Origin of the sequence: Devosia pacifica (genome assembly GCF_014652635.1) — a bacterium.
Lineage (GTDB): Bacteria > Pseudomonadota > Alphaproteobacteria > Rhizobiales > Devosiaceae > Devosia > Devosia pacifica.
The window spans coordinates 209,795-225,351 of the sequence record NZ_BMZE01000002.1 but is presented as its reverse complement, the minus strand read 5'-3'; the positions used below and the strand labels follow the sequence as shown (position 1 = coordinate 225,351).

General features: G+C 60.3%; 15 protein-coding genes. 12 read left to right on the top strand and 3 right to left on the bottom strand.

What is annotated here, in order from left to right; genetic code table 11:
• Nucleotides 1–82 precede the first annotated feature (82 nt).
• Nucleotides 83–742: a DUF4386 family protein gene (locus tag IE127_RS08200; protein ID WP_189425133.1), complete on the top strand. Its 660-nt coding sequence runs from the start codon at nucleotides 83–85 to the stop codon at nucleotides 740–742.
• A gap of 149 nt (nucleotides 743–891) precedes the next feature.
• On the top strand, nucleotides 892–2,127 hold the full coding sequence (locus tag IE127_RS08195; RefSeq protein WP_189425131.1) for a spinster family MFS transporter: 1,236 nt from the start codon (nucleotides 892–894) through the stop codon (nucleotides 2,125–2,127).
• Nucleotides 2,128–2,176: 49 nt separating this feature from the next.
• Here the strand turns inward: IE127_RS08195 and IE127_RS08190 are convergent, their stop codons facing one another.
• Nucleotides 2,177–3,085, bottom strand: a complete 909-nt coding sequence (locus IE127_RS08190) for a LysR family transcriptional regulator (RefSeq protein WP_189425129.1) — start codon at nucleotides 3,083–3,085, stop codon at nucleotides 2,177–2,179.
• Nucleotides 3,086–3,268: 183 nt separating this feature from the next.
• Here IE127_RS08190 and IE127_RS08185 point away from each other — a divergent pair, with 183 nt between their 5' ends.
• From IE127_RS08185 to IE127_RS08145, 9 genes are all read left to right on the top strand, one after another.
• The gene (locus IE127_RS08185; protein ID WP_189425127.1) at nucleotides 3,269–4,231 is read left to right on the top strand and encodes an ABC transporter substrate-binding protein; all 963 of its coding nucleotides are present in this window, start codon (nucleotides 3,269–3,271) and stop codon (nucleotides 4,229–4,231) included.
• 4 nt (nucleotides 4,232–4,235) lie between these two features.
• Complete coding sequence (locus tag IE127_RS08180; RefSeq protein ID WP_189425125.1) at nucleotides 4,236–5,087, top strand: ABC transporter permease; 852 nt, start codon at nucleotides 4,236–4,238, stop codon at nucleotides 5,085–5,087.
• Nucleotides 5,080–5,859: an ABC transporter ATP-binding protein gene (locus IE127_RS08175; RefSeq protein ID WP_189425123.1), complete on the top strand. Its 780-nt coding sequence runs from the start codon at nucleotides 5,080–5,082 to the stop codon at nucleotides 5,857–5,859. Before IE127_RS08180 ends, IE127_RS08175 begins: the two co-directional genes overlap by 8 nt.
• Nucleotides 5,856–6,719 carry an alpha/beta hydrolase gene (locus IE127_RS08170; protein ID WP_244640051.1) on the top strand — a complete coding sequence of 288 codons (864 nt, stop codon included), beginning with the start codon at nucleotides 5,856–5,858 and terminating at the stop codon, nucleotides 6,717–6,719. Before IE127_RS08175 ends, IE127_RS08170 begins: the two co-directional genes overlap by 4 nt.
• A 34-nt stretch (nucleotides 6,720–6,753) precedes the next feature.
• On the top strand, nucleotides 6,754–7,743 hold the full coding sequence (locus IE127_RS08165) for an asparaginase (protein WP_244640050.1): 990 nt from the start codon (nucleotides 6,754–6,756) through the stop codon (nucleotides 7,741–7,743).
• Nucleotides 7,744–7,752: 9 nt separating this feature from the next.
• Nucleotides 7,753–8,637 carry a polysaccharide deacetylase family protein gene (locus tag IE127_RS08160; RefSeq protein ID WP_189425119.1) on the top strand — a complete coding sequence of 295 codons (885 nt, stop codon included), beginning with the start codon at nucleotides 7,753–7,755 and terminating at the stop codon, nucleotides 8,635–8,637.
• Nucleotides 8,638–8,837: 200 nt separating this feature from the next.
• Entirely contained in the window at nucleotides 8,838–9,836 is a 999-nt protein-coding gene (gene gnd / locus IE127_RS08155; protein WP_189425117.1) for a phosphogluconate dehydrogenase (NAD(+)-dependent, decarboxylating), read from the top strand.
• Nucleotides 9,837–9,845: 9 nt separating this feature from the next.
• The gene (gene zwf, locus IE127_RS08150) at nucleotides 9,846–11,222 is read left to right on the top strand and encodes a glucose-6-phosphate dehydrogenase (RefSeq protein ID WP_189425115.1); all 1,377 of its coding nucleotides are present in this window, start codon (nucleotides 9,846–9,848) and stop codon (nucleotides 11,220–11,222) included.
• 2 nt (nucleotides 11,223–11,224) lie between these two features.
• Nucleotides 11,225–11,899, top strand: coding sequence for an ROK family protein (locus IE127_RS08145; RefSeq protein WP_189425113.1), 675 nt, complete (start codon nucleotides 11,225–11,227; stop codon nucleotides 11,897–11,899).
• On the opposite strand, the gene IE127_RS08140 is transcribed toward IE127_RS08145, so the two are convergent.
• Entirely contained in the window at nucleotides 11,896–14,184 is a 2,289-nt protein-coding gene (locus tag IE127_RS08140; RefSeq protein ID WP_189425111.1) for a glycoside hydrolase family 15 protein, read from the bottom strand. The genes IE127_RS08145 and IE127_RS08140 overlap by 4 nt on opposite strands.
• A gap of 191 nt (nucleotides 14,185–14,375) precedes the next feature.
• On the opposite strand from IE127_RS08140, the gene IE127_RS08135 reads away from it, so the two are divergent.
• Nucleotides 14,376–14,549, top strand: coding sequence for a hypothetical protein (locus tag IE127_RS08135; protein ID WP_189425109.1), 174 nt, complete (start codon nucleotides 14,376–14,378; stop codon nucleotides 14,547–14,549).
• Here IE127_RS08135 and IE127_RS08130 read toward each other — a convergent pair.
• On the bottom strand, nucleotides 14,534–15,517 hold the full coding sequence (locus IE127_RS08130) for a purple acid phosphatase family protein (protein ID WP_189425107.1): 984 nt from the start codon (nucleotides 15,515–15,517) through the stop codon (nucleotides 14,534–14,536). The genes IE127_RS08135 and IE127_RS08130 overlap by 16 nt on opposite strands.
• Nucleotides 15,518–15,557: the final 40 nt, after the last annotated feature.

The following is a 15,557-nucleotide window of genomic DNA, read 5'->3' as shown; positions in this document are numbered from 1 at the left end:
CTGGAGAGCCGTCGCCTAGACACACACCATTCCAACACGGGGACAGCGATCTCGCCGCTCCTGAAACAGAAAGGTGACAGACATGTTCTCTCTTCAAAAATGGGGCGCCATAGCCGGATTTGGTGCAGCCGCCACTTATATTTTCGGTTTCATCCTCCTCCTCACAGTTTTAGCCGGATCCGGGTACGGCATAGCGGATGCCGATCCCGCAGCAGTCGTGGATTTCGTGATCAGTGAGCAGGCGCTTATGACCAGCTGGTACACTGTCATCTATGTGGTGAACGGCTTTCTGGTTGCTCTGCTGGCTGTCGCGCTCGCAGATATCTTCAAGCCACATGCGCCAACGCTCGCCACCCTCACCCAGGTCTTCGGTGCGCTCTGGGCAACTCTGGTGGTCGGCGCAGGTATGGTAGCGAATGTCGGCAAGGAAGTCGTCGCTGCACAATATGCGTCTGACCCCGAAGGCGCCGTGCTGATGTGGCAGATTTTCTCGGGCGTTGAAAACGGCCTTGGCGGCGGCAATGAGATCGCTGGCGGCGTTTGGGCGCTCGTTGCGGGTATCGCCATGCTGCGGACCGCAAGGATGCCGAAACCCCTCGGTTACTTCAGCCTTGTGATTGGCGCATCCGGTCTGTTGACCCTGATCCCGGCACTCAATAATACCGCCGGTGCCGTGTTCGGACTTGGCTACATTGCCTGGTTCGTTTGGGTCGGGATCGCGCTGCTGACCCAGAAAGCCTGACGCTGCAACAAGCGTCCTTTGCGGACCCAATTAGGTGCGAAGCGCCCCAGACTGCGGGGCGCTTTTTGCGCGCGGGTTGATCTGAACGCGGTTGGCGGAAAAAGTGAGACGGCGGGTTCTGCTCGTGTTCTCGAAATTGGGCAAACCACATGAATAACCCGCGCGCCGTCCTCTTGATCCTGATCGCCATCCTCGCCGTCAACCAGATGGACCGGACGATCTTGTCTATTCTGCTGGATGATATTTCGCAGGAGTTCGGCCTGAACAACACCCAACTCGGCCTGCTGTCGGGCGGCGTGTTGATTGTCGTTTACGCCCTGTTCGGTTTCCCTATCGCCAAGCTGTCCGCGCATGGAAGCCGTCGCAACATCATCGGCTTAACGACGGCTGTGTGGAGCCTTCTGACGCTGTCCGTCGCAGCGGCACAGAATTTCTGGCAACTCATGCTGGCGCGTTTCGGCGTTGGGATCGGGGAGTCCGGAGCGGTCGTGCCGGCCCATTCCATCATTTCTGATCTTTATCCTGCCGAGCGGCGCACCTCGGCCATGGCGAGCTTTGTCGTGGGTGCCAATCTCGGGGTTCTGCTGGCCTTTCTGGTCGGCGGCATTGCCGGCGAGCTTCTGGGATGGAGAGGAGCCTTTCTGATTGCCGGCGTGCCAGGCCTCATCCTTTCGATGGTCCTGTTTGTCTTTGTTCGTGAGCCGCAGCGCGACCATGATGCGCGGGTTCAGGAAGGTAGCCTTTTCCTCCAAACCTGGCATGCCATCTGGCGGGATCGTGGGCTGCGCCACGCCCTGATCGGGGTTTCACTCGCGTCCGTCCTGACACATGCCGGCCTTACCTGGAACGCCCCATTCATGATCCGGACCCACGGCCTGTCGCTCATTCAGACCGGCGTCTTTCTCGCATTGAGCGCTGGAATTCTGGGCGGGGCTGTCACCTGGGCAAGCGGCCAACTCGCGGACAGATTTGGCCAGAAAAACCCACGCTTCCGTTTGGGCATGGTCGTTGCGGCAATTTTGATTGGAAAGCCCTTTTCTGCCGCCTTCGCCATTATCGAGCCAACCGTTCCCGCACTATTGTGTCTACTGGTGCCCATCGGATTGGCCAGCGTATTCTGGGGGCCGACCTTCGCCTTCCTGCATGGACGGGTGGACCCGGCGATGCGCCCAATGGCAACAGCGATATTCATGTTCGCCTTTTCCGTTGTGGGCGTGGGTGTGGGGCCAACGCTAATTGGAGTGTTGAGCGACACGGTTTTCGCTGCATCCGGAGACCGGGCGCTTGGTTGGTCCATCGTCAGTGTTCAGCTGATTGGCGTGTGGAGTGCATTCCACTACTGGATTGCCATGAACACATTGCCCGCGGCGACGCTTGAGCGGTGAGAAGACCTCGTATGAGGCGCCCCGCAAAGCCTGTCACTTTATCGCCGGATCACGCGCTCCTGACGCCATATTGGCTGTGTAGACTACCCGAGATCTGATCAACGAATTTGGATGCCGCGACTGAAAGTGACCGTCCGCGCAACTGGCCGAGCACGAGCTGCGTCGGTGGCATGTCGCGGTGGTCGATCTCGCGTGCGACCAGATTGCTGTTGTCTTGAGGGATGCCGGCTCGAATCTGGAAAGAAATCACCTGCTCGCCGCCGGTATAGCTGCGCAGCACTTCGAATGAATCCGATTCTACTACCGTGTTGACCGGAAGTGAGGCGCGCACGAGAGCACTTTGCAAGTGGTGCCTGATGGCAAGCGAGGGGCCAGGCATTGCTATGGGGTACTGCAGACAATCCCGAAAGCGTACGGTTTCTGCCTTCGCCAGCGGATGATCCTTGCTCATCAGCGCGCACAAAGGCTGGTGAATAACAAGCAGCGGCTCAAATTCGGGTGCCGGCGGTGGCGTGATCACCAGCGCGACATCCGCCTCGAATGCCGCGACCGCTCGAACGGCATGGACGTGGTCACGCACGAGAACCGAAAACGACACAAGCGGATGCCGCGCCCGGTAGCTTGCGATCTCTTTGGGGATTAGGCCGTGCGCAAACGCCTGGCTGACGGCAACGGTAACGTGGCCACGCCTGACCCCTGAGAGGTCGGCGATCTGCGAGCGCAAACGCTCGAAGTCGGATAATTGCGCCCTGATGTGGCGCAGGACGAGTTCTCCTGCCGCGTTAAGCCGCATGCCCTGCGGCATCCGCTCGAAGATCGGTGTACCCAGCTCCGTCTCGAAGTCCTGGATTTTTCGCGTCAGCGCCGAGGCGGTGAGCGAAAGCTGCTCGGCGCTTTTTCTGATCGACCCGCTACTGGCGACATCCTCGATGCAGCGCAAGGTCTTAAGGTGTTTCATCGCGATGAACCCTCGGTGGTGTTGCTCATATTGCAACACGGCGATCAAAAACAAGCAATAGACGGCAACGCTCTAGCCGCTACGCTCTCTGTATCGGAGCGCGATGGCCGCGAGTTGTTGACCAGCACCGCCGCATGAGCCGCCCGGAGACGCTTCCACCATAGCCGCTCAGGAGAACGGGCCATGATGAACAGACGCAAATTCCTCGCTACATCCGCCGCAACGGCAGCCGCCGCGACAGTCTTGCCGATGCCTTTCGTAAAGGCTCAGTCCGAGACGGTCATCCGCATGGGCGCGCTCAAGCTGATCCACTCCATTGCGCCGCACTTTTATGAGCAGTTCACTCCAGAAGGATACAGGGTCGAAGTCATCCCGTTCGAGAGCCCGACCGAGGGAAAGAACGCCGTCGTCACCAAATCCGTCGATTTCGGCATGTTCGGCATTGCGGCCGCAACGCTCGGCGCCGCAGCCGGCGAGCCGATTGCCGTGATCGGTGGCGCCTGCAACAAGGGCATGGGCGTCGTGTCCGGCGCTGATAGCGACATCAACACGATTGCCGACTTGAAGGGCAAGAAGGTCGCTATCTGGCCCGGCTCAACGCAAGAGGTCTTCATTCTCGAGCGCCTGCGCATGGAAGGCATGTCGGTCGCCGACATCACCCCCATCCGTATCTCGTTCAGCGAAATGCACCTTGCGCTCGCACGGGGCGACGTCGACGCCTATGTCGGTGCCGAGCCGGCCCCCGGCGTGAGCCTCGCCACCGGCGTCGGCAAGATTGTGGAATACCCCTATGGCACGGCCATGGGCGCGCTCAACATGATCTTCGGCGCTCATCAGGACACGCTGACCGAGCGTCCGGAACTGGTCAGCGTCATTCTCGATATCCACCGTCAGGCTACAGAATACGCCATGGCCAACCCCGACGAGATGGCCGAAATGGCGGTCATGAAGCTTGGCCAGCAGCGCGATGCGATCGAACTCTCCGTGCCGAACGTTGAGCTGACCTGGTACTTCGGGGAAACCGAGCTGGAGCAGTCCAAGACCTACGCCGAGCAAATGCTCGAACTGAACCAGATCCAGGCTCTTCCCGATTTCGACAAGCTGTTCGCGACCAGCTTTGTCGAAGAGCTGAATCAAAAGGTCTAGGCCAATGAGTATTGCGGCTGAACGGACCCAAAACCCGACCGCCGCAAAGGCCCATCGAAGGCAGTTCGCCTTCGATGGGACGCGGCTCAAACAACCGCTTCTGGCGCTGGTGTTGCCGATCTTGCTGCTGATCGGATGGCACTTCGCAACGTCATGGCAGGCCTATAGCCTCATTCCACCGCCCCACCAGGTGGCGCTGGCCTTCTGGGACCTCGCGGTTGGCGGTATCCGCAACGATTTCTTCAGCGGCACGCTGCTGACCCATGTGATCGCATCGGTATCCCGGGTCTATGGGGGATTCTTCCTCGCCGTTGTTGCGGCCTTGCCGCTCGGCCTGATGATCGGACGCGTCCCGCTGGTACGCCAGACATTCGATCCATTGCTGCAGATCATGCGGCCGATTCCGGTTACCGCGTGGCTGCCGCTTGCGATGATCATCTTCGGCATCGGCCCGACCTCCGCAGTCTTTCTGGTGTTCTTGGGCGCCTTTTATCCAATCCTGATCAATACCGTGTTTGGGGTGCGCTCGGTTGAGCCGCGCCTGTTCGAAGCCGCCAGCATGCTGGGCTGTTCGCCATCGGCGCAGTTCACCAAGGTAGTGCTGCCGGCTGCCCTGCCTGCGATTTTTACCGGTCTGCGCCTCGGTCTCGGCTTTGCGTGGATGATCATTGTCATCGGCGAAATGACCGGCGTGCCGACCGGGCTCGGCGCGATCATCATGGAAGCGCGCCAGCTCTCCCGCACCGAGATCGTCATTTGCGGCATGATCGCGATCGGCGTTGCAGGTTTCATTTCCGACCGGATCGTCCTGATGATCGGGCGGAAGCTACTGTCCTGGAGCCCCAACCATGTCTGAACCAACTCCGCCGATCCTGACGCTGAATAATGTCGGCAAGACATTCGAGATGCAGGGCCAGCGCATCGAGGCGCTGCATGATGCGAACCTCGAAATCTATAAAGGCGAGTTCGTGTGCCTGATCGGCGCATCGGGCTGCGGCAAGTCCACGCTGCTGCGGATCGTCGCCGGGTTCGAGACCGCCACGACCGGCGAAGTGTTGATGTGGAACCAGCCAATCAAGGGGCCGGATCCCTCGCGCGGCATGGTGTTTCAGGATTATGGGCTGTTTCCATGGCTGACCGTGCGCGACAATATCGGGTTCGGGCCGGCATCGCGTGGACGCCCGCGCCGCGAGATCAAGGAGACGGTCGATCATTTCGTCGATCTCGTCGGTCTCAAACGGTTTGCCGATGTCTATCCGCACCAATTGTCCGGCGGCATGAAGCAGCGTGTGGCGATTGCCCGCGTGCTTGCCAACGAGGCCGAGGTGGTGCTGATGGATGAGCCCTTCGGGGCGCTCGATGCTATGACGCGCGAGCGGTTGCAGGACGAGTTGCTGGATTTGTGGGAGCGCACCAAGCTGACGGTTCTGTTCGTCACGCACTCGATCGAAGAAGCGATCGTTTTGTCGAAGCGAGTCATCGTCATGAGCGCGGGCCCCGGTCGGATCGACAACGACATCGCAATTGACCTGCCCCGGCCACGGGACGTTTCTAGCGGCGAATTCAATGAATTGCGCCGTTCGCTGTCGACCAAGCTGCACAGCCATCATGCGAAGGTGGCAGCGTGACAAAGCTAGACATGGCGCAACCGACGAAGGCTGCGCTTTGGCGGGGAATGGGGCGACCCGAACTCGACATCGCCTACGACAACACCGGCGCCGTAGCCGCCAGCGGCAACTTCATTGCAGACTGGACGAGACGAAGTGCAGCGCTGCGTGCGCGCATGCCAGAGCTGATTGATCTGGCGTATGGTCCGGGTGAGCGCAACAAAGTGGACATTTTCCGCTGCGGTCTCGCCAACGCACCGCTCCTGGTCTTCATCCATGGCGGCTACTGGCAGCGCAATTCCAAGGAGGTGTTCTCCTGCATGGCCGAAGGCGTGCTGGCCGCAGGCATTGACGTCGCAGTCATCGGTTACACCCTGGCCCCGAAAGCGCGTCTCACCCAGATCAAGGACGAGGTCGCGACGGCGCTCGACTTGTTGCGGACCAAGGGCGCGAATTTCGGCGTAGCCAAGAACCGGCTTGTTGTTTCCGGCTGGTCGGCCGGCGGTCATCTGGCGGCCACTGCGCTGTCTTTTCCCGCGGTCGATGCAGGTCTGGCGATTTCGGGAATTTTCGATCTCGAGCCAATCCGGCTGGGAGGGCTGAATGACAAGCTCGGCCTCACTGAAGCCGATGTCGAAGCGCTCAGCCCGATCCACACCATCACACGCTCGGCAAAACCATTGGTGGTTGCCTACGGCACCGGCGAGTTGCCCGAGCTGCAGCGCCAGTCGCAAGAATATGCGCGCGCGTGGCAACAGGCCAAGAACACAGGGCGCGCTTTGCCGCTCAGCGACGAAGATCACTTTTCGATCCTCGAACAGCTGGCTCAACCGGGCGGCATGCTGTCAGATCAAGTCATCCGGCTCGCCCGGGACACCTGACGAATTACCCCTTATGCCAATAGAGAATCGCATCTTGACGTCCAAAGCACTGCCACGCGTTCATATCATCGTTCTTGGCGGCACAATCACCATGATGCCGGAGCCGCAGGGCGGGTTTGTGCCTACCCTCAGCGGTGATGATCTGATTGCAAGTGTTCCGTCGCTTGCGGACATTGCCGATCTGACGGTCGAGACGCCGTTCCTGGTGCCCGGGTCGTCGTTGAGCTTTGACAATATACGGGCTGTATCGCAACGCATCGCGGCCGTCCTTGAAGAGGGCGCCGATGGCATTGTCATTGTTCAGGGGACGGACACAATCGACGAGACTGCGTTCCTCTTCGAGCTTGCGTACCACGGCGAAATCCCCTTGGTCGTCACCGGCGCGATGCGCGGCGCTAGTGCTGCCGGCGCGGACGGGCCTGCTAACTTGCTCGCTGCAGTCACAACCGCATCAAGCGAAGAGGCGCGGGGCCTCGGGACCCTTGTCGTGCTCAACGATGAAATTCACGCCGCTCGTTTTGTCGAAAAATCCCACAAAGCCTTGCCCTCGGCCTTTGCGAGCCCTTCGGCAGGCCCGCTCGGAGCAGTCATTGAAAATCAGGTTCGCATTCTGGTGCGTCCTGACCGTTTGCCAACCCTGGGGCCGATGCCGGAACTGAAGCGGATCGCCATCATCAAGCTGGGATTGGGCGATGACGGCGACCTCATTCAATGTGCGATAGACCTCGGATACGCTGGCCTGGTGATAGAGGGAATGGGCGCTGGGCACGTCCCTGCCGCGGTTTTGCCTGCTCTTGAGGCGGTCGCAGGCAGCATTCCGATCGTCCTCACGTCGCGTGTGCCTGCAGGCCCGGTGTTTGAAAACTCGTATGGCTTTGCGGGGTCCGAAAAGGATCTGCGCCAAAGAGGACTTATTCCTGCCGGCGCGCTGACTGCTACCAAGGCGCGCCTGCTGTTGGCGTTTTTGGTGGCGAACGAGCACAGCGACGCCACCATAACCAGTGTGTTCCGCCGATATCGCTAAAGAGACCCCATGACAGAGTTCGACCCAAGCCGGATCCGGGATCGGATCGACTATTCGCCCATCGTCGACCGCCCCAAACTGCGTTTACCGAACGGGGAGCGTGTGGTGGTGTGGACCATCGTCAATGTCGAGAACTGGTCGCCTGCCGGGCCGATGCCGCGCGCCGTTCTACCGCCGCCAATGGGTCAGCCGCTCCTGCCGGATGTTCCGAACTGGGCGTGGCACGAATACGGTATGCGCGTCGGCTTCTGGCGGTTTCTCGAGGTGTTGTCGAAGCGCAATCTGCGCGCAAGCTTTGCGGTGAATGGCTCGGCCTGCAGCGTCTATGAGGCCGCCTGCCGTGCCGCCCATGCTGCCGGTTGGGACTTTGTCGGACATGGTTTCGTCCAACAGCCAATGCATCGGGTGGAGGATCAGGCTCAGGCAATTCGCGACACGATGGCCGCCATCAAGGACCTGACGGGCGCGGCACCGAGAGGCTGGGAAAGCCCAGGTCTCACCGAGACGATCGAGACCCTCGATCTGCTCGCAGCGGAAGGCATCGAATATGTGTGTGACTGGTGTTTTGACGATCAGCCCGTCGCAATACGCACCAAGTCGGGCCCGATCGTCTCGGTTCCCTACACGCTTGAAATCAACGATGTGGTAATGACGGCTGTCCAGGGGCATCGGTCGGACGAAATCTTCAGGCGTGGCGTCGATCAGTTCGATCAGCTGTATCTTGAGGGAGCGGACCAGCCCCGCGTCATGGCGATTTCCATTCACCCGTATCTGACGGGTGCGCCCCACCGCATCAAGTACCTTGAGATGCTCTACGACTACATCTTGCGCCATGAGGGCGTGGCAATGATGACCGGTTCCGAAATTCTCGACTGGTTCAACACTCAAAATTAGCTGCCAGACCGGCAATGCGTACGCGCGCCAAATACGGGACCGCGACGATGCGACCTCCGCAAGGGCCTTTCCGACGAAGCCGTTCGGCAATAGCTTTGTTGGATCGGCTCCATTCGCGCGTGCTGACGGCAAGAACCGCATGCGCGTGGAGATTCACTTCAGAACGCGTCGGATCCGTCCGTCGGTATTGGGGATAGGCAATGCAGATAGCAATGGTAGGGCTGGGTCGCATGGGCGCCAACATGGTGCGGCGTCTGCTCAAGGCTGGGCACGAATGCGTGGTGTATGATTTGAGCCCCGACAATGTCGCGGCTCTTGTCCAAGAAGGCGCTATTGGCGCTACATCCCTTGCCGAAATGATCGGAAAACTCGAGACACCACGCGCGGTCTGGCTGATGCTGCCTGCGGCCATCACGACGAAGATTGCGCGCGAAGTCGCCGAACACCTCGCGCCGGGTGACACCATCATCGATGGGGGCAATTCTTACTACCGCGACGCCGTCGACCTTTCCCGGGAGTTTGAACCCAGGCAGATAGGCTTCGTCGATGTGGGCACGAGCGGCGGGGTGTGGGGGCTCGATCGCGGCTATTGCCTCATGGTCGGTGGGCCAAAGGATAGCTATGAAAGACTTGAGCCGGTTTTTGCTGCGCTCGCGCCGGGCAAGGACGGCAGTGGAGCAAAGCCAGGAACGGGCGACACGGCGCCGCTCGGCTATCTGCATTGCGGCGCGAGCGGTGCTGGGCACTTCGTAAAGATGGTGCACAACGGCATCGAGTACGGCCTTATGGCGGCCTATGCCGAAGGGCTCAATATCCTGCGCGCCGCCGATGCTGGCAGCGAAGCACGGGCGGCAGATGCCGAAACGGCCCCTCTTCATGATCCGCAATATTATCAGTTCGACATCGATGTCGGCGGTGTTGCCGAAGTCTGGCGGCACGGCAGCGTCATCAGTTCATGGCTCCTCGATCTGACCGCCTCGGCGCTGAAAACCGATGCGGATCTGTCCGAGTTTGGTGGAAAGGTGTCCGATTCCGGCGAGGGGCGCTGGACGCTGCGTGCAGCCGTTGAAACAGGAGTGCCGGCTCCGGTTCTGTCCTCGGCCCTGTTTGGGCGCTTTGCCTCGCGCGATGGTGACGAATACGCCAACAAGATCATCTCGGCCATGCGCTACGCCTTCGGCGGGCATTCGGAAAAGTGAGTGCGCGCCATGTTGCCTGCTTCTTCTGATGCACTCGTCGTCTTCGGCGTCACGGGCGACCTAGCCCACAAGATGATTTTGCCTTCGCTGTACCAGATGGTTCGGCGCGGTCATCTCGATAAGCCTGTGGTCGGGGTGGCGCTCGATGAGTGGAGCCTGGATCAACTGGCCGAGCGCGCCCGAGATGCTGTTACGAGACAATTCGAAAGCGTAGACGAGGCCGTTTTCTCAAAGCTGTTAGGCCTGCTGCACTACGTCTCGGGCGACTATAAGGACGATCAGACCTTTCGCGACCTGCGGGATGCTCTGGGCACTCACAAGCACCCGCTTTATTATCTCGCCATACCCCCCTCGCTTTTCGGCACGGTAGCGAGAGGCCTCGAAGCTGCCGGCATTGCGCAAGGCGCCCGGCTGATGGTGGAAAAGCCATTCGGTCGGGATCTGGCGTCGGCCAAGGCGCTCAATGCCACGCTGCACGAAGTCTTCGAGGAAGAGGCAGTGTTCCGCATCGACCATTTCCTCGGCAAGGAGGCAATACAGAACCTTCTTTACATCCGCTTCGCCAATGCCTTCATCGAGCCGATCTGGAACCGCAACTATATAGAGAGCGTGCAGGTGACGATGGCCGAAGATTTCGGCATCAAGGGCCGCGGGCGGTTCTATGACGAGGTTGGAGCTATTCGCGATGTCGTGCAGAACCATCTGCTCAATGTCTTGCTGCTGCTTGCTGTCGAGCCGCCCGTCAATGGTGAATCGGACGATCTTAGCGACGAGAAGGTGCAGGTGCTCAAGGCGATCAGGCCGCTTGAGAAAGACGATGTGGTGCGCGGTCAGTTCATCGGCTATCTCGATGAGCCAGGTGTTGCCGTAGACTCGCCGCGTGAGACTTTTGCCGCATTGCGCTTTGCGATCGATACCTGGCGCTGGCAGGGCGTGCCCTTTTATATCCGTGCCGGCAAGAATCTGCCGGTAAAGGCGACAGAGGTGATCGTTCGCTTCCGCCGCCCGCCGATCGCCGTGTTTGACGGCTTCCCGAAGGACCAGGCGAATTACGTTCGGTTTCGGCTGGGGCCGGAGGTAGAAACCGGCATTGGCGTGCGGCGCAAGAAAGCGGGCGGAGACATGGTGGGAGAGGCGGTCGAACTGACGGCGCTCGATGATACCTCTGACGACATGATGCCCTATGAGCGCCTGATCGGCGACGCCATGGCAGGCAAGCGGCAGCTCTTCACCCGTCAGGATGCGGCGGAACTGGCCTGGAAGGTTTTCGACCCTATACTGGATGATCCGGAGGCACCGCCGCGTTACGCCCCCGGTAGTTGGGGCCCGGAGGATGCGATGAAAGACTTCGAGCCGCCCGGGGGTTGGGTAGATCCCAAGGAGTGAGAATGGCAGACAAAAAGGTTATCGCCATCGACATTGGCGGGTCGCACGTGAAGATCATGGCGAATTCCGGAGGGCAGGTCAGAAAGTTTGTTTCCGGGCCGGAGATGACCGCCGAAACAATGGCAAATGCTCTCCCGGAGCTTTGGGAAGGCCTTGAATTCGACGCGATTTCAATGGGATATCCCGGCCCAGTCATCCACAACCGGATACTCGCCGAGCCCCATAATCTGGCGCCCGGCTGGAGGGGCTATGATTTCGAGAAACATTTCGGCAAGCCAGTACGGATCATCAACGACGCGCTGATGCAGGCCATCGGCAGCTATGATGGCGGGCGAATGCTTTTTCTGGGCCTCGGTACCGGCCTTGGAGCCGCGATGATCGTCGAGAATGTCGCCCAACCGATGGAGCTGGCGCATTTGCCCTTCAAGAAGGGCCGGACCTACGAGGAGTATCTGGGCGAAGCCAGCCTTGAAAAGCGCGGGCACAAGAAGTGGAAACACCACGTTTTCGACGCGGTCGACACTCTGACAGCCGCACTGCAGCCGGACTACGTCGTCATTGGAGGCGGCAATGTCGATCACCTCAAGGAGTTGCCGCCAAACGCACGACGCGGCGACAACGCCAACGCCTTCAAGGGCGGCTTTGCCTTGTGGACCGACGAAAAGCTCGTGATTTAGTCGATGGCGATGGAGAAGTCCTTGCCGCGCCACTCACCGGTGTTGCTGCGGAAGGTGAAGTTGAGCACTTTGTGATCCGCCAGCTCGCTTGCCGTGAACACGATGCGATGCACGCCAAAGCTATTTGCCACGGCTTCGCGTTCGCCAACGTCCTGCCATCCGTCGAACCCGAAGCGCAGGGCGAAGTCTCGATTGGCTTCGATCGAAATGTTCCTGCCTGAAGCGATGCTGTCAAAGGGACTTGTCTCGCGCCAATGCCAGGTCGCCGCCGATGGTCGTTTGCCGCCATAGCGCTTGGCGATGAGGTCGAAAAGCTCTGCCGGCTGGCCTGTGGCGTGAGTGGCAAGGAGCTTGAGCAGCTCACCATGGGCCCAGACGAGCGGCATTGCGCTGCCCGAGGGTTCGCCGGGAACAAGGCCGCGCTTCGCAATGGCTTCGCCATCCCATACCTGCTCGGGAATGAGTCCGCCCTTGCCCGTCATGCGCTGCATTGAATCAAGGTAGGGCAGGGGATCATCGCCGCTCAGCGCCGCATAGTGCCCGCGCTCGCCCGCGAGCAGCGGCCATGGCCGACCGATGCCGATACCATCAAAGGGTGCTCCGTCCTCGTGCTCTCCATAGCCGTCGCCGTTGTAGCGATAATAGGCAATTCCGGTTGGCAGTTCGGCCCGTAGCTTGGCGTCAATCAGTCTGACGGTGCCGGCAATGCGCGGGTCGTCAGCGGCGCGGAGCCCTGTGCGGACCAGATACAGGAATTCGAGGCCGATAAGATCACCGGCCGGGGTCTCGCCATGTAGGACATTGCGGCGGCTGATAATGCTGTCAATGCCGCCCTCAGATGGCCGGGGCCCGAGCCGGATATAGTACCCTTCCAGGTCGAGCCCGGCGCAGAGGTGACCGTCAACCGAATAGGTCCAGTCCTCTATGCGCTCGTTCCAGCAGTCGGCAAGCGACAAAAGGTAGTCTCGGTCTTCTGCACTGAAATAATCCGCGGAAGTCACGAGTGCAACGATTAGCATGGCCAGGGTGAAGGGGCTGGCGCCAGCGTTCTCTTCCCATCGGTCCTGGTCGCTCATCGGACCGTTCCGCACGATGAAACCAATGGCGTTGCGTACCATGGCCTCCTCGAGTGGCGAATTCGTAAGGTGGCCAACAGCGCGCAGTTTTGCTGCCAGCATCACCGGCAGGGCGACTTCGTCCATCTGCTTGCCGCTCCAATACCCGCGGCCATCGGGGAAGTAGTTCTGCGCCCAGCTGCCGTCGTCGGCCTGGGTCCCTACTAGATAATTGAGCGTCCGGCCGGCATCTTCGTATAGGCCTACCGTAATCAACGCAAAGGCGGCTTCAACCGTATCGCGGGTCCAGACCAGATGGTATCCCCCGGCGTCATCATGGCTTGAGCCCCAGGGAACGGAGAGGCTTGCGACCATAGCGCCGGCATAGGTGCGATCCTCATGGCATTTGATGACCATTGCCGAGCGGCGCGCGGCTTCTTCGAGTTCCGGCGTGGCATAGGGAATGCGCAGGTTCTGCGCCCATTCCTGCCAGCTATCGATGAAGGCGGTGCGGCATTCTTCGTAGGAATCAGCAAGGCTTGACCGCGCGAGGGTGCGTGCGCCTTCGGCAGTTTCGGAAAAGCCTAGTGCCAGTATGCCGTTTTCCGAAGCCAGTTCGCCGGTCAGCGCGATATTCCCGCCACCGGCCTCTGGGTAGGTCCAGGTCATGCGGCTATTATTCGCGAAATCCTGCCAGCCATCGGAGGTGCCGACATACCCGGCGCTGGTGCGCCTGAACCCGCAGTCGGCCCTCAGGCAAAGAGCGGTTGCTTTGTGGCTGGCGGCAAGATCCTGCCCCGCCACAGCGTCATTCTCACGAGCACCCTCAAGGTGCGGCGCAAGCAGCACGTACAATCGCGCGTCGTCGCCGGCCAGAGCGTACCGAATGAGCAGGCAATCGCGCTGTGGATGCGGCAGAATCTCGAGCTCGAGCCGGTAATGCTCGCTTTCATGCACCACGCTCGGCAGCGGAATATAGGATTCTGGAAGAGAGAATAGATAGGTGTCGGCCCGCTTGATCTCGGTCCAGCCGCCCTTGTGCGCAACGATGAAGCCGAGATCACGGATCTGAGGGCGCCCGGTAGATGGCCAGTAGACCTCGTTGACGATTCCATGTCCAAGCGTTGCCCAGACGCGGCTGGCGCCGAGCCCGGTCGTGATCATGTCCTTGTCGCTGGAGGACCAGGTGGGTGCAAGGCCCGGTGCGCCGGGCGGTAGGTTCTGGCTCATCGCGAGACTGCATCAAAGGGATCGGACAGCGAACAACATGCCCCAATACAATGTTTCGCACCAGCTTCTTGCTACAGATATTGTCGGCCCAAGCGTTGGCGAAGCGCCCCCTGACTGGTCCTGGACAGTGCGCGGAGAAGATTTTGATCCGGGCATTCCGTCGCGCGTTAAAGTCGCACGAGGTCTCAAAGATGCTCTTGCCTACAATGCTGGGCCTGACGTTCGACGACGATGTCCCATCGTCGTCGCTTCTTGCTCTGCCCGGATGGCTTGTGGTTCTTGCCTGGCTTATCCTGTTTCCATTGATGGGATATGCGTCTGGTGCCATGGCGCGACCCGGACAGGCCGCTTACCCAAAAAGCTGATTACGAACCGGTCGCCCAAGCTGGTGCTGGTGTATGCGCTCGCCTGCGTTGTCGAAAAATTCGATCATCAATGCAGCGTCGGTAAACTGGAGACGCAGAAATCCGGTCTGGCCTGCAATGAACTGCGTGTTCGCCCCAGCGGTAGCCCCGCGTGTTTCGGCCCCGGCCCCACTGGTGAGATAGTGGATCCCATCGACGATGGCGTGTTCCAGGTTGTGGTCATGGCCGTTGAGGTAGAGCTGGACGCCATAACGCTCGAAAAGAGGCTTGAGCGATGCGATGAGCGCCGGTGAATCGCCATGGGCTCCACCAGAGAACACGGGATGATGTCCGACGACGATCTTCCACTCAGCGGTGCTGGCGGCCAGCTCGGCTTCGATCCAGTCGAGCTGTTTCCTCGCGTCCCTTTCCTGACCTAGCGCATCGCGCCACCATGACATCTCGACGAGCGGCTGTGTGTCGATGAACAACACGTCAGCGTCCCCGCCCCCCGGCAGCGGCCACGAGCGGGTGTAGTAGGACGCCGGCAGGTTCCAGCGTTCATCATGCTCATGGTAGCTCAGTTCCGCAGCCGTACTGCCGCGGTGGTCGTGGTTGCCCAGCACCACGTACCAGGGCAAAGGCAGAAGCATTTCGGTAAAGACATCTTCGAAGACGTTCAGCCACAGCGGATCGGACGTCGAAACCACGCCGTTCTCGTAAAAATTGTCGCCGGTCGAGAACACGCAATCCGCGCCGGACTGGCGATAGACACTGCCCATCGCCTGCGCCACACGTTGAAGGTCCGATAGATTCTCTGGCTTTCCCCAATCGCCGACAACGAGGATGCCGAGGCTCTCCTCCGACGCTTCAGCGGCGTGGGAACCACGCGCCATGACACTCAAGCCCAGTGCACCACCGAAAAACAGTACCTGCCGGCGATTTTGGCGCCATTGCCGGCGTGGGTCCAGCACATTGGTTTGCAGCATCTGACATCTGGCCTTTGTCCATGGGCACGATCTAGGGCCG

Bases quoted from the DNA above. Each gene is read 5' to 3' on its own strand.
- IE127_RS08145 (WP_189425113.1), top strand. From the start codon at position 11,225: ATGGCAGACAAAAAGGTTATCGCCATCGACATTGGCGGGTCGCACGTG.
- IE127_RS08200 (WP_189425133.1), top strand. From the start codon at position 83: ATGTTCTCTCTTCAAAAATGGGGCGCCATAGCCGGATTTGGTGCAGCC.
- IE127_RS08135 (WP_189425109.1), top strand. From the start codon at position 14,376: ATGCTCTTGCCTACAATGCTGGGCCTGACGTTCGACGACGATGTCCCA.
- IE127_RS08140 (WP_189425111.1), bottom strand. From the start codon at position 14,184: ATGAGCCAGAACCTACCGCCCGGCGCACCGGGCCTTGCACCCACCTGG.
- zwf (WP_189425115.1), top strand. From the start codon at position 9,846: ATGTTGCCTGCTTCTTCTGATGCACTCGTCGTCTTCGGCGTCACGGGC.
- IE127_RS08130 (WP_189425107.1), bottom strand. From the start codon at position 15,517: ATGCTGCAAACCAATGTGCTGGACCCACGCCGGCAATGGCGCCAAAAT.
- IE127_RS08175 (WP_189425123.1), top strand. From the start codon at position 5,080: ATGTCTGAACCAACTCCGCCGATCCTGACGCTGAATAATGTCGGCAAG.
- IE127_RS08190 (WP_189425129.1), bottom strand. From the start codon at position 3,085: ATGAAACACCTTAAGACCTTGCGCTGCATCGAGGATGTCGCCAGTAGC.
- IE127_RS08185 (WP_189425127.1), top strand. From the start codon at position 3,269: ATGATGAACAGACGCAAATTCCTCGCTACATCCGCCGCAACGGCAGCC.
- IE127_RS08195 (WP_189425131.1), top strand. From the start codon at position 892: ATGAATAACCCGCGCGCCGTCCTCTTGATCCTGATCGCCATCCTCGCC.
- gnd (WP_189425117.1), top strand. From the start codon at position 8,838: ATGCAGATAGCAATGGTAGGGCTGGGTCGCATGGGCGCCAACATGGTG.
- IE127_RS08180 (WP_189425125.1), top strand. From the start codon at position 4,236: ATGAGTATTGCGGCTGAACGGACCCAAAACCCGACCGCCGCAAAGGCC.
- IE127_RS08160 (WP_189425119.1), top strand. From the start codon at position 7,753: ATGACAGAGTTCGACCCAAGCCGGATCCGGGATCGGATCGACTATTCG.